The following is a 19372-nucleotide window of genomic DNA, read 5'->3' as shown; positions in this document are numbered from 1 at the left end:
CAACAGCTTACAAAATAATGAAGAAGAACACAGCCGCCAGTACGAAGCGGTAGATGGCGAATGAAGTCAGGCTCAAGCGTTTGAGCAGACCTAGGAACGTTTTGATCGCCAGCATTCCGACGATAAAGGCAGTGATAAAGCCTGCCGCGAACACCGGAAAATCGCTCATGGACAGATGGTCCATGCTTTTGATCATATCAATGCCCGATGCGCCCAGCATGACTGGAACAGAAACCAAGAATGTAAATTCAGCGGCTGCTGTATGGCTTACACGGGCGAATAGGCCCCCGGACATGGTTGAGCCTGAACGGGAGAAGCCGGGCCATAAAGCCAGGACCTGGAACAAGCCAATCGTAAAAGCCTGTTTATACGTAATGTCATCCACCGTATGCGATTTAATGGGTGGATGGAATTTTTCAGCCGCGATCATGAGCAAGCCTCCGATGACCAGACTGTACAGAACAGTTTGAGGGCCAAACAGGTATTGCTTGATAACATCACGGAACAGCACGCCAATCACACCCGCAGGGATCATGGCCAAAATAATGTGTAGCAGGTTCAGACGCGGCTGGCTAGAGATTCTGCGTCTGAAATCAAATAAGCTCAGGAACCTGCGCCAGTACAATACAACAACCGCCAGCACAGCACCCAACTGCACAATAACCTCGAACGTTTTGACCGTATCATTCTCCGTGTTTAACCCCAGAAGATCAGCCGTCAGGATCATATGACCCGTCGAAGAGACCGGCAAAAACTCTGTCAGCCCTTCAATAATACCCATAATAATAGATGATAAAATATCCACTTTACTAGTTCCTCCTTACACGCGTGCAGGGCAAACGGCCTAAGCCGTTTGCCCTGGAAGTATGTCATTTCAGTAGGAGTGAACGCAAGTGTCAAGTGCACAGTGCAGGCCACTCAGGTCACAGCGGTTCACTCCCGGGAAAAAGTGTCCGATTCCGCTTCCAACTCAGATACAGGAGATTCATTGTGTAGAATAATCTCCACCCGTCGAATACGATTTTTACCCATTTCACGAATGATAAATTTCACATCACCTTCTATGAATTCCTTGCCCTGTCTCGGTTCTGGAACCCGACTATACACCCACCCTCCGACAGTATCCACGTCCTCATCGTCCAACGTCAAGCCAGTCAGATCACTCAGATCGGAAAGCATCACCTTGCCATCCATCAAATAACTGTTCTCCGTTAATTTCTCGATTTCCTTCCGTTCATCCTTATCAAATTCGTCACGGATTTCGCCAACAATTTCCTCCAAAATGTCCTCGATGGTAATCAGACCGGAGGTTCCGCCGTATTCATCGACGAGAAGGGCGATATGAACCTGCTCCTTTTGCATGCGTTTGAGCAGCGTGTTGACGGGTATCACTTCCGGAACGGTCAGGATCGGTTGAATCAGACTATGGAAATCAAGCTCAGGGTTGCGGTCATACTCAAGGAACAATTGCTTGGTATTAATCATACCGATGATCTGATCCTTACTCTCTGTCGCTACCGGAAAACGGGTATACTGCTCTTCGTGAATGGTTAGCATGTTTTCTTTCAGCGAGCGATTCGTAAACAAGCATACCATATCTGTACGTGGCACCATAATTTCTTTGGCAACGGTCTCGTCAAAAGCAAAGATACGATTCACGTAGCCATATTCGGTGTTATTGATCTTACCACTTTCCACGCTTTCGGACAAAATGATCTGAATTTCCTCCTGAGAGTGGGCTTCCTCATGCTCGCTTGCCGGTTGAAGACCAAACAGACGAACCAGACGGTTGGCCGAACCGTTCAGGAGCCAGATAAACGGATACATAATCCGGTTAAACCATACGATGACCGGGGAGGTCAATAAGCTTACGGCTTCTGCTTTGCGGATCGCCAGCGTTTTGGGAGCCAGCTCACCGATAACTACATGCAGGTAAGTTACAATGACAAATGAAATAATAAAGGCCAGGATATGTGAAAATTCCCCATTAATGTTGAGCTGTTGAAAAAGAGGCTCCAGCAATTTGACCACGGTCGGTTCACCGAGCCAGCCGAGTCCCAACGCTGTGATCGTAATACCAAGCTGACAGGCAGACAAGTAGCCGTCCAGATTATTGACGACCTTTTGTAGCGCCAGTGCGTTTTTCCGATTTTCCACGACCAGCTGATCGACCCGGCTGGAACGGATTTTAATAATCGCAAACTCGGTAGCCACGAAGAAAGCACTAAATATAATCAACACCGCGAACAAAAATAGACTGACACCTATACCCATATAATTTTCACTCATCCCTTTTTCGTTCAATTTTTAATGAACTCCATTTTAAGTTCACTTGAACTTATTTTAAGAACTTAAAAGCAAATATACAAGGTTCATATCCAATCATAGCAGGTCACCTGTCTCCAATTTGCACGGAAAATAAGGCAAAACAGAACCCGCACGGATCATTGCTTCACTTTACAAGCCTAGTTTATGGGCGTATGATGAGTTCAAATGAACTTGAAATGGTTTAAAGGGAGGAAAGCAGATGGAGTCTTTTACCCTCACACGCCGTGATATGGCCCATTTGCTGCTGGCGATGGAAGGTCGCCGCGAATTGCAGCCGTTGGCCGTTCTTCAGGATGCCTGGAGACGCACCCATATCCATCCGGACCGTCCCGGCAGCACGATGCCGACATTTTTGTACACTGAGGTAACGCCTGTGCTGGATAAAATTATCAAGGGCAAGCACAGCGCAGCTTTTTCGCTACAGGAGATTGTTTCTCTTGGTCAACTGGTCGAATATAGCCATGTTTCATTGGCCTCTATGCAAAATTGGGTCAAACGCGACTTCAAGGAATTTCTCGGATCGCCGAAGATCGGTAAAAAATATTCAGTCAACCAGGCCGCACTGCTGCTCATTGTGGAGGATTTGAAATCGTGCCTTGATTTTGAATCCATCCGTCAGTTATTTCATATCCTGTTCCAGCAGCCGGAGGATGATACGGATGATCTAATCCAGCCGGTCGATTTGTACGCTGCTTATTCAACCTTGTTTGAGGAGCTGGATGCGAATGGAGATCAACTGCTGGATGTGGCAGGGGGCGGGCTTGCCAAAGAAAACTGGAATTCTGCTACAGTGCAGCAGCGTCAGGAGGGTGCGACAGAGGAATTGCTGATTCAGGCGGCAGATCAATACACCAGCCGTTTGCAGCATTTGACCCCTAACCAGTGTCAAGCCGTTCGGAATACATTGCTGGTAGCTGCGGTATCGGTGCAAAATAGTTATTTTTTGTCCATGGCACGCAGGTATGTAAATGCGACGTTGTTTCTGGACTTTCAAGGGTAGATTAGGATTGGCGCTAAAAGCCGATCCTATTTTTTTGCCCTTTTTCGAGGATTGTCTACCCTTTTGGAGACTGAAAAAGTATACAAAAGAGGTATATACACTCAAACGCTGTCAAAGATACAATAAACATATATCATCCAGCAATTGGAAAAACTTTGAATATCTCTTCCAAAGCATTCTGGATACACACAGGAGGTAATGGCATGTCCGATGTCTCCATTATCATTTGTACCCGCAATCGGATCAAGGATCTGACACGCTGTATACAATCTATTGCAGGACAGCAGCAACTGGAGCATACGGCTGTCGAACTGCTGATTGTGGATGACGGCGATATTTCCGACCAACAGGTCGAGCTGTACCGTGACCTGGTATCCGGCTTGCCTCAAGGCGTTTTGAAGTATCATAAAAAAAGTCGTCCCGGCGTTTGGTTGTCCCGCTATGAAGCGTTGTCTCTCGTACGGTATGATATCGTGCTGTATTTTGACGATGATGCCGAATTGGACGATAAACTCTACATCCGGCGCTTGCTGGATACCTATAATCAGGACGAAAAGATTGTGGGGGTTGGAGGGATTGCAAAGGGACTACATTCGAGCCGGGCAGGGAAGCTGCTGGGCATTTTGACATTTCAGATGTCTCCGTCTCTCGGCAAGCTTTCGCCCAGTAGTCTGGCAGGTTCATTGCTGCGCTGGGGAGAAGCGACGGAGGTTTTTGACACGGAATTTTTTCATGGCTGCAACATGTCATTCCGTCGGGATGCGCTTCGGGATATGAAGCCGTATCCGTGGATGACCAGCTATGCCGTGGCTGACGATTTGTATATGTGTCAGTTGGCGAGCCGTTACGGCAAGCTGGTTATCAATCCCGACTTAACGATCATTCATCACGAATCTCCAAGCTCGCGCGATAAGGCGGGCAAAGTAGCCAAGGCTACAGCGATCAATCACTATTATTTCCTTGCTCTGAAAAAGGCGGGAGCCATTCAGTACGGGGCGCTTTTATGGACCTTGTCCTATCTGATGTTCAAGGAAATACTACGCCGTAACTTTAATGCCGCAGAAGGATACAAGCAGGGGGTGCTGTTCATTCTGAATCCGCGCAAGCAAAAATATAACGATTATTTAGGCCAGGCGGTTCAGTAATCTGATTCCACACACATTTTCAGGATAAAGGGGGAGTATGATGTTAAGCTTGTCCATTGCCCTGTGTACCCGAAATCGGGTTGACGATCTGACCCGATGCATCAATTCAATAGCTATGGGTGGGGCACCGGAGGCATGTAAAACCGAGCTGTGGATTATTGATGATGGAGAACTGCCCAAGCATGTGCTGGAACGCTATAAGCGTCAATTGGGCAGAGCGGGGATTACCTACCGATACCATCGCAAGGAGCAGCCGGGCTTATGGCTTTCACGTGTAAAAACGGTGGAGCTGGCACAGGGGGATATCATTTTATTTCTTGACGATGATGTTGAACTGCCGAATAACTATTTGAACGAGTTGCTACGCACCTATGAGGCTTATCCGCAGGCCGCTGGTGTCGGCGGGATTGCGCAGGGAATGAGTAACAGCTTCATGGGAACCATTCGTTGCCTGTTATCATTCCAACAGTCCTTGTCCAAAGGGAAGTTGTCTCTTAGCGGTCAGTCTGGCTCGATGTACAACTGGCACAAGGCGAAAAAGACGTTTCGAACCGAGTTTTTTCACGGCTGTAATATGTCATTTCGTCGTGAGGCGATTCGCAGTTTGGAGCCGGTACCTTGGTTGCAAAGCTATAGTGTGGGGGAAGACCTGTTACTTTCACGAATTGCCATGAAAAGCGGCTCGCTGTACATTAACCCGGCGCTTACGCTGCTTCACCACGAATCGCCGTCCTCGCGCGACAATATGGAGCAGGTTACTTATATGCGGGTGATGAATCATATTCATCTGCTGCGGGATGAGCGATCCGGGCCGATTGGCTATGCTGCGCTATATTGGACGACGCTGTATCAGATTTTGAGAGAGAAGCCCAAGAAAAATCATACTGCCATTCAAGGCTATAGAAGAGCGCTGAAGGCGATTTTTTCAAGTCAGAAGGAGCCTATGGGCGGAGGCCAACTACCTGAGCGCAATTCCAAAAAAACGGCGGGCTGACGGGGGTGCGGCAGGAGACGCGATGTGAACATAGAGACGAGAGGCTTAATAAGGAACAGGAGTTGGACGTAACATGAGCACATGGACAGCAGCAAGGAAAGTATTCACGGGGGACAGTCTCGCCAAAACGATCATGCGCACGAGCTTCAACAATTTTTTCGTGCTGATCGTGACGACCCTGACCTCCATCCTGACCGCACGCATGCTCGGAGTAGAGGGGAAAGGAGAACTGGCGGCAGTTCTGTTCTGGCCTACGCTGATCGGCAGCGTACTGAGCTTTGGCTTGCCAACGTCGCTGATTTATAACCTCAAGAAGAAAACAGGTACGACGGAAGAATTGTTGGCGTTGTCGCTGTGGATTCAGTTGCCTGCCAGCTTGCTGGCGGGTGCGGTGGCCTGGATATGTATGCCGCTGTGGCTGAATGGCTATGGTGCGGATATTGTCCATCTGTCGCAGCTTTATTGTGCGGCTACGGTACCGCTGGCGGTGCTTACGGCGCTGACAACAGCATTATCGCAAGGGCTGGATCGGTTTAGCGTATATAATGGGCTGCTGTTTTATTATCCGCTGCTGAACTTCATCGGTCTGGTGACGCTGTGGCTGATGGGGCTGCTCAATGTGCAACTGGCGGGGGCCGTTAATTTTGCCGCGAGCTTCCTTGCGCTGGTCTGGGCGTTCCTCCGTTTGCGCAAGCATATGAATTTGCGTGCTTTCCGCCCGTTCACCAGCCGCCAGGTACTCCGCCCTTATTATAGCTATGGAGCGAGAGTCTACGGGATGGAGCTGATGGGGACATTGTCCACACAAACAGACAAAATCGTCATCGTGGCGCTGCTGTCCCCCAAGGCGTTTGGTCTGTACTCTGTCGTCTATGCTCTGTCGCGTGTCTTCAATGTGGTGCAAAATGCCGTCACGAATGTAACCTTTCCGAAGGTGACCGGAATGGAGCACAGCAAAATTGTCGAAACCGTCGGTCGTGCTTTTCGCATCTCCATGGCTGCTATGCTGATCGTCATCGTGCCGGCATTGTTCATTGGACGATACTTGCTGGGCTTGCTGTATGGCCCCGCTTTTCTGGAAGCATCGTTAACCTTCTACCTGCTGTCACTGGAGTGCATCATTGGAGGCGGCTCCTGGATTCTGGCTTCGGCCTTCAACGCATTGGGGCGGCCAGGGCTGGTGCTGTTTCGGCAAATTGTGGCATATGCGATTACTGTCGGGCTGTTTTTTATTTGTACCCCGATCTTCGGTCTGGACGGCATTGCCATTGCTCTGCTCGTAGGCGCTTGTGTACGGTTGGCATTCTCGCTGTTTTCATTCCCGATGTTTTTCGATGTTCCGTTATCACGGATTATTTTTGATAAGAGTGATATCACATTTGTTATTCAGACCATACAAAAGAAGCGCAGGAAGGGAGAACTGAAAGATGCCGAATTCGCATCCCATGGCTAAACTGAAAAATAAGCTGAGCGTCATTCTCGACGTAGTCCCCCAAGGCTCGAACATCATTTATGTTGACTACCCCGTGTATAACAACGGTGGGGACGTACTCATCATGAAAGGCACCGAGGCGTTCTTCAAGGATAACGGTATTCGTGTTCGTGCCCGTTACAGTGCTATGGATATTCCCGATCAGCTCCAAATTCCGGCCGACTGGATTATCGTGTGTCATGGAGGCGGCAATTTCGGCGATTTATATCCAAATCACCAAAATTTGCGGGAACGTATCGTGCGGGATTTTCCGAGTCACCGCATTGTAATCATGCCACAGACGATCCACTTCCAGTCTGAACAGAAGGCCGATGAGGTCGCTGCGTTATTCAATGGTCACCCGGATTTACATATGTTTGTGCGGGACACACGCTCTTATACGTGGGCCAAGGACAAACTGAATCAGTGCAGCATCACGCTATGCCCGGATATGGCGCACCAGCTCTGGCCGTTGAAGCCGACGACAGAAACGGTCAAGGACGTACTGTACTTCCTGCGTACGGATATTGAAACCGTAGGGGGGCAAAAGCAATTCGACGACGAGGCAGATGCCGCCCACCGTCTGGACTGGGACACTCTGTTCACTCCGCTGGAAGTGAAAGGGATCGTCTACTTCCAGAAGTTTTACCGTCTGGATAAAAAAATCGGCGGTCCCTTGCCTACGCGTACCTTTTGGTACAAGTATACCGACCACCTTATGAACAAGGCGGTTACGCTGTTCAGCTCTTACCGCGAGGTGCGCACCTCGCGGCTGCACGGTCATATTCTGGCCTGCCTGCTCGATATGCCGCATGTCGTCATTGATAATTCGTACGGCAAAAACTCGCAGTATTATAACACCTGGACACAGCCTAATCCCAAGGCGAAGCTGTTCAGCGATACACCGGATGCACTGGAACAGCCGTCTTAATGTAGGGAAAAGCTGCGGAGAGGTAACTTCGAAACTGTAAAACGGCAAAAAAACTCCGAACCTTTTTAGTGTAGGAGTTTTTTTGCTGGGTTCTTTTTGTAGAATGAGGAAAATAGATATAGAAAAGATATATTCTTCTATTACTGATGCAACTCGGTTTTCGTTTTTATAATAAATAATGTATATTAATGTAAAAAATGTTTTTCACTACGGTTTTTGGACCGGAATAGGAATGTTATTAACCGCTATAATCATTGTTTTTTTAGTTGTATTCGCAGTATTTTTTTTAAAAGGTATTTTCCTCAAATTACAAAACAAACGCCATTAAGGTTTTTGTCACCCACCAAGCCACCGTATCCGACATACCTAGTGCCTTACAGCCTTCCAACACAGCGTCTTCAACGGATCCTGTATAGGTATCTATAATGCTTAATAGAGTAGCAAATCCTGCCGTGCCATAAAAGCAACTAACAATTGACTTGCTTTCTTTTTGCTAAAATTCAATAGAATAACCTTCTTTCATCATAAATATGTGATATAGATTAACTGGTTAACCTGGTGAACAATTAAGCTTATGAATGTTTAACGGGATGAATTTTGGCCTTACTCCAAATACCGCTTTATTTTGACAATTCATTTCATGAATAGATATAATTTATGGGATAAAACTTGAAGTAAAACCGAGAATTTTACCCATATTTCGCAGGATCACACGAAAGTATATTTATTAAAATGAATCGAGGCTGACGAATGAGCAATCTACCGATGGACATGCTTCTCACGAAGGATATCGTACGTGAAGGGGAACCGATTTTGCGTACGAAGGTTGATCCGGTATGCCTGCCGCTGCGTGAAGAGGATCTTCAACAGATGCGGTGGATGATGGATTATTTGAAAAACAGTCAAAATGAAGAGATGGCAACCCGTTATGAACTGCGTCCGGGTGTGGGATTATCAGCCAACCAGGTCGGTCTGAACAAAAGGATGTGTGCTGTCTATTATCAGGATGGAGACAAAACGGTGGAGTATGCGCTGTTTAATCCGAAGCTGGTCAGCCACTCGACGTCCATGATTTATTTGGAACAGGGCGAAGGCTGCTTGTCAGTGGATCGTTACATATCTGGATATGTCCCGCGTTATGAAAAAATTCGCATTAAGGCCCATTTGCCAGATGGAACGCAGGAACTGCTGACTTTCAAAGGCTATGCGGCGATTGTGGTACAGCACGAGATGGACCATTTGGATGGCATTATGTTCTATGACCATATTGACCCGGACGATCCTCAAAAGCTGCCGCAGGGTGTGCATATCGAGCCCTTTGTGCGTGAATAGTTCATGATCCGTAAAGTGTGGTGACTCCGTTCGCCACATTTTTATTTTGCAAAAATATAGATATAGATGTTGCGAAGCTTTAAACTGAAATCATGTATATCGTGATGCGGTGAGTAAGTAATACATATTAATGTAAGCGCTTATCTAACTGGGGGGATGGCATGTATCGTGGAGTTCGATATCTGATGAATAATATGCGTATGCGAAATAAGCTGCTGTTCTCCTACGTGCTGATTGTCATGATCCCGGTACTGGTGGTGGGCGGCTGTGCCACGTTTTATTTGCGGGAGCAGGCTTTGGACAGTGCGATTGCCCAAACGGTAAATAATGTGGAAAAGATCAAGAGCCAGACTGCAAATTTACTGCGAGTACCCACGGATATTTCAAATGGGCTGATGTTCGATAAAAGGCTGAGGGAGATGGCGAATCGCCGTTATTCGGGCATGGTAGAGCTGATGAATGCGTATCATCAATACAAGGACTTTAATGAGTATGTACAGCAGTATAGAGAGATTGCGACCATCCGGTTTTATGCGTATAATCCGACGCTTGTTAATAATCTGGAATTTATCCCTGTAGATTCTGGCATTGAGCAGCAGAAGTGGTTTGAGACGGCCTTGAAGGGGACGGCGATTAACTGGTTTTATATTCAAGATAAAGAGGACAACCCGGTAAATCGACTGAGTTTGGTGAGGCAAATTCCCTTTCCCGAATACAATACCAAGGGAGTTTTGATGATTGCACTGAGTCAGACGGAGCTGAACCATATGCTCAGCAAGGAACCGTTTGAAACGTTGATTGTGGATCGTAACGGAATTGTGGTCGCGGCTACCCATACACAGTCCGTGGGTCAAACATTGGTGGATCTGCATCTGGGCTTTGATGTACAGGGTAGGGGGAAGGGGATATATGAAGCAAAAATAAACGGGAAATCCTCGAACATTATTGTGGATGAGCTGTTGCCAGCCTCCAGTGTGAGCGGATTGACGATTATTTCGGTGTTTTCGACGGAACACATTGTACAGGGAGCGAACCGGATCAGCTTGATCGGCGCATTATGTGTTCTTGCGGTGCTGGTGATGGCATTGGTTCTTATTACGATGATTTCCTGGCTGCTCACCAAACGGCTACAGCGATTGAGCCATGAGCTAGGTAAGGTGGCTGCGGGGGATTTCCATGTCGTATCGAGCGTGGAGGGGATGGACGAAATCGGGGACTTGTCCCGCCGCTTCAACTATATGGTTGCCAGCATCCGCCAGTTGATGGGGCAGGTGTATGAAGCGAGTGAGAAAAACAACAGGCTCGAAATGGCACAAAAGGATATCAAGCTGAAAATGATGGCCAGTCAGATTAACCCGCACTTCCTGTTTAATGCGCTGGAGTCTATTCGAATGAAGGCGCATCTCAACGGGGAGGCGGAGATTGCCACAACGGTGCGTTTGCTTGGCCGATTGATGCGGCGGAATCTGGAGATTGGAAGCGGTAAAACGACAGTGCGTCAGGAACTGGATATGGTGCGATCCTATTTACAAATTCAGCAGTTCCGGTTTGGAAATCGTTTGATCTATGAAGTGAATCTGGAAGAAAGCGCTGAGGAAATGTCCATTCCTCCATTAATTATACAGCCGCTGGTGGAGAACGCAGTTATTCATGGCCTGGAAAACAAGGAAGAACCGGTTACCGTGAAAGTCGATATTTCGATGAAGCTACGAGAGTTGCGAATAAAAGTAGCCGACGATGGAGTTGGCATGGAGGCAGAACAGCTGTCCCGTCTGCTTGACCGTATCACAGGTACGGAAGAGCCGGAAGGGAGCAGTATTGGTCTGCGCAATGTTCACCAGCGTCTGACGCTGATGTATGGTGAACACTATGGTCTGCATATGGAGAGCGTACCGCAGGCCGGAACAACCGTAACCTTTTCAATACCCAGCGAGGAGGAGTCGAATGTATAAAGCGATGATTGTGGATGATGAGCCTGCGATTCGTGAAGGATTGACCTCCATCATTGATTGGAGAGACTGCGGCTTCTATATTGTAGATACAGCAGAGAACGGGCGCGAGGCATTGGATAAATTTAAGGAGCATCGGCCGGAACTGGTCATTGTCGATATACGGATGCCGGGGATGAGCGGGCTGGAGGTCATACGGAGCATACGCGAAATGAACGGTGAGCCGTTTCATTTTCTTATTTTAAGCGGATATGCGGACTTTGATTATGCGCGGCAGGCGATGGGCTTTGGGGTAGATGGTTATTTATTGAAGCCTGTGGACGAAGAAGAAATGACGACAGAGCTGAAACGGGTACGGCGAAGCATTGAGAGCGAAAAAGAAGACGGCAAGTGGGGAAGCCCACCTGTCCATGAACGCGATTGGATCGAAATCCTGCTGTTTCCGGTTCAGGAAGATCGGGCTAATCGTGGTGCATTGGAACACAGCGACCCTCTCAACGGAGGAACGGAGCAAGCTGAACATCCTGGCCAGCTTCCAGCGCCACCCCCTCTGGATTGGGGAAGCTATCAGGTCGTACTGTTGGATCTTCGGATACCCGACTGGGATCGGCAAGCCCGGCAGTCGGCAGCAAAGCTGTGCCTAACGGAAATGTGCCGGGAGCAGGGTAGGGGAATTGTATTTGAGGCAGGAATATATACAGGCTTGCTACTTCCCGCCACGGTGGACACAGAAGAAAATGCTGTTCAGTTGCTGGCTTCCTGGCGACAGGCGCTAAAGCCGTGGGCAACGAAAATATACGTAGCTGCTGGCGATCCGGTGGGAAGACTTCATGATATTCCGAGCTCTTTTGAACAGGCGCTGCGTCTACTGGAGCGTACTTTTCTTTTCCGGGCGGAAAGGGTGATGCTTACCAGTGACCTGCACGTTTTGGAAACTTCGGACGAGGGAATGTGCGAAACGACTGACAAAGCCTCAGACCCCATGCGTTATGCAGAGAAGCTGTACTACGCGCTGGATATGTCCAATCGTGAAGCTGCAATACGTGTATTGAAGGAAATGGAGGTCCAATTTCCACAGATCTATCGTACAGAGGCTGAAATCAAGGCGGCGTTTGCACAGACATTTACCTTAGCGCTGAACAAGTATGCGGCTGGACAGGAACAGAGCCGTATGGTGCTGGAAGAGCATTCCCGCTTGATTACGGATGTTTATGCCTATTCAACCTTGGGAGAGCTGGTGGATCGGTCGAAGGAGCATGTTCTGCAATGGATTGGTCAGACCGATCCAGGTGGTAAGGAAACGATCATGAAACAATTGATTGATTTCATTCATAGCCATTATGATGAGAACCTGCGCTTGGAGATGTTGGCGGATATGTTTAATTACAACAGCGGCTATTTGGGCAAATTGTTCAAAAGTCATACAGGCGAAGCTTTTAACGCCTATCTGGACAAGGTGAGGATCGAGCGGGCAAGGGAATTGCTTGCACAGGGGATTAGGGTGCATCAGGTGGCAGGACGTGTCGGATATGCCAATGCCGATTATTTTCACGGCAAATTCAAAAAATATGCGGGGATGTCGCCTTCCTCCTATCGTAATCGGGTTCAGAAGAACAGAGGGACGGATGGCAGTTGATGGATTCCCGTGGGTTAAATTGATGAAGTCTCTCTTGTGGATGTCGGAGCAAAGGTCTCCGAACGAAGAGAGGCTTTTTTCATGGAAAAAATTTGGATAGATCAATCGAAAATGTCACACTAACTAGAAGATTTGAGCTGTTTTCATAAATTCGCCATCATTACGACACAGCTTTGACATGATGTTCACACTTTCGATTCTATTTCTTTCAAATCTATTCTATATAATGATGATATTCTGAAGCCGGGTCATGAGATTCCGTAATGAAGATGCCTGAGGGGGCTATTCATAAAAAGTGATCGTTCCATATGTAATAATGTGAATACTATCACAAGGATGAAGGAAGGCTTCAGAACCTAATTATTAATATTCATTCTTAAGAGAAGCGCAGGGGGAGGAATAACATCATGGACGTATTAGAATTGGCACGGTTGCAGTTTGCAACCACAACAATTCTTCACTTTGTTTATGTGCCGATCTCCATTGGATTGTCGTTGCTGGTGGCGATTATGGAGACCATGTATGTAATCAAAAAAAATGATTTGTACAAAAAAATGGCTCAATTCTGGGGAACTTTTTTGCTGATTAACTTTGCAGTAGGCGTGGTCACCGGGATTTTGCAGGAGTTCCAGTTCGGGATGAACTGGTCTGACTTTTCCCGTTTTGTTGGAGATGTGTTCGGTACGCCGCTGGCGATTGAGGCACTGCTTGCCTTTTTCCTGGAATCAACCTTTATCGGATTGTGGGTATTCGGCTGGGAACGGCTGTCCAAAGCAGTCCATTTAACCTGTATGTGGCTGGTATCCATTGGTACGATGCTGTCCGCCCTGTGGATTTTGGCAGCCAACTCATTCATGCAGCGTCCAGTAGGATACGAGATTCATAATGGTCGCGCAGAAATGAAAGATTTTTTCGCTCTGTTGACGAACGAACAGCTGTTGTGGGAGTTTCCTCACACATTGTTTGCAGCTATTGCGACAGGCGCTTTTCTCGTGGCAGGTATTAGCGCATGGAAGCTGATGCACAAAAAGAATCTGGACTTTTTCAAGCCTTCTTTCAAAGTAAGTATTATTGTCGCATTGATTAGTTCGATGTTAATCCCGATGTTTGGTCACGGACAGGCTCAATATTTGGTGGAAACACAGCCAATGAAAATGGCTGCCAGTGAAGGGTTATGGGAGAACAGTAGTGATCCGGCCCCTTGGACGGTTATCGCAGGTATTGACCCTGAAAAGAAGGAAAACAGCTTTGAAATTAAGCTTCCTTATCTCTTGAGTTTGCTGTCCTATAACAAGCTGTCCGGCGGGGTTTTGGGGATGAATGAGCTTCAGGCACAATATGAAAAAGCTTACGGCCCTGGTAATTATATTCCGCCGGTACGTACTACATTTTGGAGCTTCCGCATTATGATTGCGGCCGGATGTGCCATGATTGCACTTGCTTTGTACGGAGCTTATCTGACATTCCGTAAAAAATTGGAGGGCTCGCATCGCTGGTTCTTCCGTTTGATGATGCTCGGCATATCACTTCCATTCATTGGGAATACTGCGGGTTGGATCATGACAGAAGTGGGGCGTCAGCCTTGGACGGTCTTTGGTTTACTTCAAACCAAAGATTCCGTTTCGCCTACCGTTGTGGCAGGGGAAGTGCTGTTCTCGCTGATTTCGTTTACCGCATTGTATTTAATTTTAACGGGTGTGCTGGCGTTCCTGTTTGTCCGTACGGCTCGCAAAGGTCCGGATATCGAACCACATCAGGAAACGGTAATCCATGATCCATTTGCTCAAGGGGGTGACACCAATGTCGTTAAATGATTTGTGGTTCTTATTAATTGCTGTGCTGTTTACTGGCTTCTTCTTCCTGGAGGGCTTTGATTTTGGCGTGGGTATGGCTACAGGTCTGGTGCCGCGTAACGATCAACAAAAACGCTTGATGATTAATACAATTGGTCCATTCTGGGATGCTAACGAAGTATGGTTGATCACAGCAGCAGGTGCGATGTTCGCGGCTTTCCCGCACTGGTATGCGACCATGTTCAGCGGATATTATCTGGTATTTGTACTTATTCTGCTTGGATTGATTTTACGCGGAGTTTCCTTTGAATTCCGGGGCAAGGCAGAAGGAAAATGGTGGACCGGAACATGGGATGCCTGCATTCTGATTGGCAGCTTTCTGCCGCCGATGCTGTTCGGTATGGCTTTTGCGGCTTTGATAAAGGGTGTACCTATTCAGCAAAACATGGACTTAAAAGCCGGATTCTCGGATGTGTTTAACGGATATACGGTATGGATTGGACTGACTGTAGTTGGGATGTGCCTGATGCATGGGCTGACGTTTATTTCCCTGCGTACAATTGGAGAAGTACGAGATCGTGCTCGTGTGATTGCGTCAAAATTCCTTCCGATATTAGGTGTTTTGCTCGCGGGTATGGTGGTATGGACTTATTTTGCAACAGATGTATTCGCACGTCGTGGCCCTTATATGTACGCCGCAGTTGCAGTGGGGATCGTCGCCTATGTGCTGGGATGGTATTTCCTGAAACAACGCCGCGAAGGCTGGGCCTTTGGGATGACGGGAGCTATCATTTTGCTGACATTCGTTTCGTTGTTCGTCGGCTTGTTCCCGAGGTTTATGGTGAGCTCGATCAACAGTGCATTTGATTTGACGATTTATAATGCAAGCTCCAGTCATTACACCCTGAAAGCCATGACGATTGTTGCAGCAACGCTTTTACCCTTTGTGCTGGCTTATCAGGCGTGGAGCTATTTTGTTTTTCATAAGCGTCTCAGTGAAAAGGATCATTTGGAATACTAATGGATAAAGCATGGTTTGGATTAAAGGGCATTCGGCCGGTAATGCTGCTGCTGGCCGCCCTTTCCCTGGCCCAGGGGGCCGCTGTGATTGCGCAAGCGATCTTTTTGGCAAAGGCGGTTACGATTTTATTTGATAAACATCCGCTGGTGATGGCATGGCCGTCACTGGCGTTGTTTTTCGCGGCTTTTGCGGCGAGGCATACGATGATCTGGCTGCAACGTCGGACAGCAGGCCGCTTTGCCGAAGCATCAGGCGCTTCCCTGCGGGAGCGTCTGCTTGCTCGTTTGTTCGAGCGAGGACCTGTTTTTGCTGCCAAGGAAGGCAGTGGCAAGCTGGTGACGTTGGCGCTGGACGGAGTGGATCGTTTTCGCACGTATTTGGAGTTGTCCATTCCGCGTATGATTGACATGATGTGTGTGACAATACTTGTGCTTGTGTCTGTTTTCACATTGGACGTGATTTCAGGTGTGATTTTGACGGCTACGATGCCGATCCTGGTTGGCTTCTTTATCCTGCTGGGCTTGGCGGCGCGGAAGCAGGCAGATAAACAGTGGCGCTCCTATCGTCTGTTGTCGCATCATTTCACGGATTCGTTGCGCGGCCTACAGACGCTGCGGTTTTTGGGCCGTAGTCGGGAGCATGGAGCAACGGTCGGGAAGGTCAGCGACCAGTACCGCACGGCTACGATGCGTACACTGCGGGTCGCGTTTCTGTCCTCTTTTGCGCTCGATTTTTTTAGTATGCTATCGGTCGCTTTTGTGGCGGTAGGCTTGGGCTTGCGCCTGATTAGCGGATCGGTGGGACTGGAAGCGGCACTTGCGGTACTCATTCTGGCCCCGGAATATTTTATGCCTGTACGCCAGTTGGGATCGGACTATCATGCCTCGCTGGATGGCAAGGAGGCTTGGGGTGCAATGCGCTCCATTCTCGGTACAGAGAATGAAGCGGCTCAGCCAACAGATTCCGTGGATATCCTTACGGGGGGTGGGCGCACAGACAATGCTATGGGTGACGGCAATGCCCTAAATATCACGGGACAGGATACGATCAGGTTGAAGGATATATGCCTTCTCAATGAGGACGGTTCCGCACGACTTGACCACATATCCGCGAGTGTTGAGCCGCATATGAATATGATCGGCATTGTCGGAGCCAGCGGTGCAGGCAAAACAACGCTGCTCAGTTTGCTTGGCGGCTTCGCTGAACCGACCTCGGGCGAGCTGAACGTGAATGAGTGGGCATTGGCTGGTGATAACAAAGCCGAATGGCAGCGTCATATTGCCTATATTCCGCAGCATCCGTACCTGTTCAGCGCTTCCTTGGCGGATAATATCCGGTTTTATGAACCGGAGGCATCCAACGAGCAAGTGGAATGGGCGATTGACGCGGTTGGACTGCGTGAACTGATGGATGGTCTTCCGAATGGATTGGATGAGCCGATTGGTGAAGCGGGCCGGACGCTGAGTGGAGGACAGGCACAGCGAATAGCGTTGGCGCGTGCTTTGCTGAGCAACCGTCCGGTGATTTTGCTGGACGAGCCGACTGCACATTTGGATATTGAGACGGAATGGGAGCTAAAACAGACGATTTTATCTGTTTTTCAACATAAAAGAGTGTTTCTTGCGACGCATCGACTCCATTGGATGCCGGATATGGACTGTGTCTGGATGATGAATCAAGGTCGTCTGGAGGAAGCAGGATCACATAAGCAACTGGTTGCCCGCAAGGGAGGCTATTACCGTTTGCTGACGGGAATGACGGAAGGAGGGGGCGGACGATATGCGAGCCACGGACAATAGCGGCCAAGGCTGGTTTATATTTTATCTGAGACAATATTTTTGGGCCTTTCTGGCTGCGGCGCTTTTGGGCGCTCTGGCGATTGGATGTGCAGGCGCATTGCTCTTTACGTCCGGTCATCTGATTACCCGTTCGGCTTTAAAACCGGAAAATATATTGATGGTGTACGTTCCGATTGTGCTTGTACGGACGTTCGGCTTTAGTAAAGCAGTCATTCAGTATCTGGAACGCTTGGTGGGGCATGATGCCGCTCTGCGTCTCGTGTCCCGTATGCGGGTGCGGCTGTATCGGGCGGTAGAACCGCAAGCACTTATGATTCGCAGCAAGTTTCGCACAGGGGATCTGTTGGGTCTGCTGGCCGAGGATATTGAGCAGCTTCAAAACATATATTTGAAGCTGGTTCTGCCCGCGATATCGGCATTGCTCATCTATGCGCTGGGGATTTCAGCACTCGGATGGATGGACGGAACCTTTGCCCTGATGATGGCACTGTATTGCGGATTTTTACTTTTTATCGCCCCGGCCATCTCGCTGTGGACCTCGCTCGCCAAACGGCGAACGTTCAAGCAGGAACGGAATACAGCCTATCAGGAGCTGACCGATGCTTTGTTTGGTATGAGTGACTTGGTACTGAGCGGGCGGACTGGACATTTTCTGGCTTCCTTCGCCCAACGGCAAAACAAGGCTGCTGTAGTGGAAAATTCACTTCGGCGGGGCGAATGGCGCTCTCATTGGATCGCACAGTGCGTCGTAGGTGGCGGAATTGTGATGATGACCGTATGGGCTGGAGGACTGGTAGTGGAGAACCGCATAGAGGCAACATGGTTGGCATCCTTTGCGCTTGTTGCTTTTCCGTTGCTGGATGCCTTCGTCCGCGCTGGAGAAGCGGTGGTCCATGCGCCGGAATATCAGGATTCGCTTCGGCGCCTGAAAGGGTCAGAGAAGAATACACCTACACATGCTACATCTACATCGTTTTCGGCATCGGCTTCTGTGAAAGCAGGGCAGCAAGCAGCAGGAGGCACAGTAGACAAAATAGAGGCGGAACATGTGACTGCCCAGCTATCTGGCAACTCAAACGAGCTACTGCTGAACAACGTGAGCTACCGCTATACAGCAACGCAAGAATGGAGCGTGCGCGACATTTCCCTGCGTGTGCCGCAAGGAGGCAAGGTTGCACTGCTTGGTCGTAGCGGTGCGGGCAAGTCCACCCTGCTGAATCTGATTCAGGGGGCATTGCAACCGGATGAAGGGAGCGTCACTGTCGCAGGTGCGCCCGTGTATACAGGCGGGGCGTATTCCAGCCTATTTGCAGTGTTAAACCAGCAACCGTATTTGTTCGATACAACGGTAGCGAACAATATTCGGTTGGCGCGGCCCGATGCTACGCTGGAAGAGGTTCGTGTAGTAACCCAGCAGGTGGGACTGGCAACGCTAATTGATTCTTTACCAGATGGCTATGACACCCGGATGCAGGAAACGGGCCTGCGCTTTTCCGGTGGAGAAAGACAGCGAATTGCGCTGGCGCGGATTTTGCTTCAAAATCACCCCATTGTTCTGCTGGATGAACCAACCGTAGGACTCGATCCGCTAACAGAGCAGGAACTGATGCAGACGATGTTTCGTGTGCTGGAGGGCAAAACGCTCATCTGGATTACACATCATCTGACTGGAATGGAGCATATGGACGAGGTGATCTTTATGGAGCAGGGCGGCATATCCATGCGAGGCAGTCACGAGCAGCTCTGGCAGGAGCAACCCCGATACCGCAACCTGTATGAGCTGGATCATCCGGGTCTGTAAAGAAATAGAGAAGACCAAGCTTCGGTAAAATGAACATACACATTGGAGTCGGCATGAATATGTCGGCTTTTTTTCTTTTCTATCTGCTGTAGGATGGATCTTGTTCTAAAACAGCAAAAAAGTTATGCTTGGGATGCATAAAGACACTCGGAATGGTGGGTATCACTGATCT

The 19372-nt window shown here is 48.7% G+C and carries 14 protein-coding genes; 12 read left to right on the top strand and 2 right to left on the bottom strand.

Features of this window, described 5'->3' with window-relative positions; all coding sequences use genetic code 11:
* Nucleotides 1-7: 7 nt before the first annotated feature.
* Together bacA and NST83_RS21295 are read right to left on the bottom strand one after the other, a co-directional pair.
* Nucleotides 8-805 (bottom strand): undecaprenyl-diphosphate phosphatase, encoded by a 798-nt coding sequence (gene bacA / locus NST83_RS21300; protein WP_342415590.1) that lies wholly within the window; start codon nt 803-805, stop codon nt 8-10.
* 128 nt (nt 806-933) lie between these two features.
* Entirely contained in the window at nt 934-2304 is a 1371-nt protein-coding gene (locus NST83_RS21295) for a hemolysin family protein (protein ID WP_342415589.1), read from the bottom strand.
* Nucleotides 2305-2527: 223 nt separating this feature from the next.
* On the opposite strand from NST83_RS21295, the gene NST83_RS21290 reads away from it, so the two are divergent.
* From NST83_RS21290 to cydC, 12 genes are all read left to right on the top strand, one after another.
* Nucleotides 2528-3328, top strand: coding sequence for a DUF1836 domain-containing protein (locus tag NST83_RS21290; RefSeq protein WP_137060342.1), 801 nt, complete (start codon nt 2528-2530; stop codon nt 3326-3328).
* Between the two features lie 203 nt (nt 3329-3531).
* The gene (locus tag NST83_RS21285) at nt 3532-4473 is read left to right on the top strand and encodes a glycosyltransferase (protein WP_342415588.1); all 942 of its coding nucleotides are present in this window, start codon (nt 3532-3534) and stop codon (nt 4471-4473) included.
* A gap of 40 nt (nt 4474-4513) precedes the next feature.
* The gene (locus NST83_RS21280) at nt 4514-5467 is read left to right on the top strand and encodes a glycosyltransferase (protein ID WP_137060340.1); all 954 of its coding nucleotides are present in this window, start codon (nt 4514-4516) and stop codon (nt 5465-5467) included.
* A gap of 73 nt (nt 5468-5540) precedes the next feature.
* Nucleotides 5541-6920 (top strand): oligosaccharide flippase family protein, encoded by a 1380-nt coding sequence (locus NST83_RS21275; protein WP_342415587.1) that lies wholly within the window; start codon nt 5541-5543, stop codon nt 6918-6920.
* A complete protein-coding gene (locus NST83_RS21270) occupies nt 6895-7869 on the top strand; it encodes a polysaccharide pyruvyl transferase family protein (protein WP_342415586.1) in 975 nt (324 codons plus the stop codon). The genes NST83_RS21275 and NST83_RS21270 overlap by 26 nt, the downstream gene beginning before the upstream one ends.
* A 750-nt stretch (nt 7870-8619) precedes the next feature.
* The gene (def, locus tag NST83_RS21265) at nt 8620-9201 is read left to right on the top strand and encodes a peptide deformylase (RefSeq protein WP_342415585.1); all 582 of its coding nucleotides are present in this window, start codon (nt 8620-8622) and stop codon (nt 9199-9201) included.
* 161 nt (nt 9202-9362) lie between these two features.
* On the top strand, nt 9363-11153 hold the full coding sequence (locus NST83_RS21260; RefSeq protein ID WP_342415584.1) for a sensor histidine kinase: 1791 nt from the start codon (nt 9363-9365) through the stop codon (nt 11151-11153).
* Nucleotides 11146-12786 (top strand): response regulator transcription factor, encoded by a 1641-nt coding sequence (locus NST83_RS21255; protein WP_342415583.1) that lies wholly within the window; start codon nt 11146-11148, stop codon nt 12784-12786. The genes NST83_RS21260 and NST83_RS21255 overlap by 8 nt, the downstream gene beginning before the upstream one ends.
* A gap of 407 nt (nt 12787-13193) precedes the next feature.
* Nucleotides 13194-14600: a cytochrome ubiquinol oxidase subunit I gene (locus tag NST83_RS21250; protein ID WP_342415582.1), complete on the top strand. Its 1407-nt coding sequence runs from the start codon at nt 13194-13196 to the stop codon at nt 14598-14600.
* Entirely contained in the window at nt 14587-15600 is a 1014-nt protein-coding gene (gene cydB, locus NST83_RS21245) for a cytochrome d ubiquinol oxidase subunit II (RefSeq protein WP_342415581.1), read from the top strand. Before NST83_RS21250 ends, cydB begins: the two co-directional genes overlap by 14 nt.
* Nucleotides 15600-17399 (top strand): thiol reductant ABC exporter subunit CydD, encoded by a 1800-nt coding sequence (gene cydD / locus NST83_RS21240; RefSeq protein WP_342415580.1) that lies wholly within the window; start codon nt 15600-15602, stop codon nt 17397-17399. The genes cydB and cydD overlap by 1 nt, the downstream gene beginning before the upstream one ends.
* Nucleotides 17380-19200 (top strand): thiol reductant ABC exporter subunit CydC, encoded by a 1821-nt coding sequence (gene cydC, locus NST83_RS21235; RefSeq protein WP_342415579.1) that lies wholly within the window; start codon nt 17380-17382, stop codon nt 19198-19200. The genes cydD and cydC overlap by 20 nt, the downstream gene beginning before the upstream one ends.
* The last annotated feature ends 172 nt before the right edge of the window (nt 19201-19372 follow it).

Source organism: Paenibacillus sp. FSL R10-2782, assembly GCF_038592985.1.
GTDB classification, from domain to species: Bacteria; Bacillota; Bacilli; order Paenibacillales; family Paenibacillaceae; genus Paenibacillus; species Paenibacillus terrae_C.
This window is presented reverse-complemented; position numbering and strand designations above follow the sequence as displayed.

Coding starts and splice junctions, on each gene's coding strand:
- NST83_RS21255 (WP_342415583.1), top strand. CDS start 11,146: ATGTATAAAGCGATGATTGTGGATGATGAGCCTGCGATTCGTGAAGGA.
- NST83_RS21250 (WP_342415582.1), top strand. CDS start 13,194: ATGGACGTATTAGAATTGGCACGGTTGCAGTTTGCAACCACAACAATT.
- NST83_RS21280 (WP_137060340.1), top strand. CDS start 4,514: ATGTTAAGCTTGTCCATTGCCCTGTGTACCCGAAATCGGGTTGACGAT.
- NST83_RS21270 (WP_342415586.1), top strand. CDS start 6,895: ATGCCGAATTCGCATCCCATGGCTAAACTGAAAAATAAGCTGAGCGTC.
- NST83_RS21290 (WP_137060342.1), top strand. CDS start 2,528: ATGGAGTCTTTTACCCTCACACGCCGTGATATGGCCCATTTGCTGCTG.
- def (WP_342415585.1), top strand. CDS start 8,620: ATGAGCAATCTACCGATGGACATGCTTCTCACGAAGGATATCGTACGT.
- cydC (WP_342415579.1), top strand. CDS start 17,380: ATGCGAGCCACGGACAATAGCGGCCAAGGCTGGTTTATATTTTATCTG.
- NST83_RS21260 (WP_342415584.1), top strand. CDS start 9,363: ATGTATCGTGGAGTTCGATATCTGATGAATAATATGCGTATGCGAAAT.
- NST83_RS21285 (WP_342415588.1), top strand. CDS start 3,532: ATGTCCGATGTCTCCATTATCATTTGTACCCGCAATCGGATCAAGGAT.
- cydB (WP_342415581.1), top strand. CDS start 14,587: ATGTCGTTAAATGATTTGTGGTTCTTATTAATTGCTGTGCTGTTTACT.
- cydD (WP_342415580.1), top strand. CDS start 15,600: ATGGATAAAGCATGGTTTGGATTAAAGGGCATTCGGCCGGTAATGCTG.
- NST83_RS21275 (WP_342415587.1), top strand. CDS start 5,541: ATGAGCACATGGACAGCAGCAAGGAAAGTATTCACGGGGGACAGTCTC.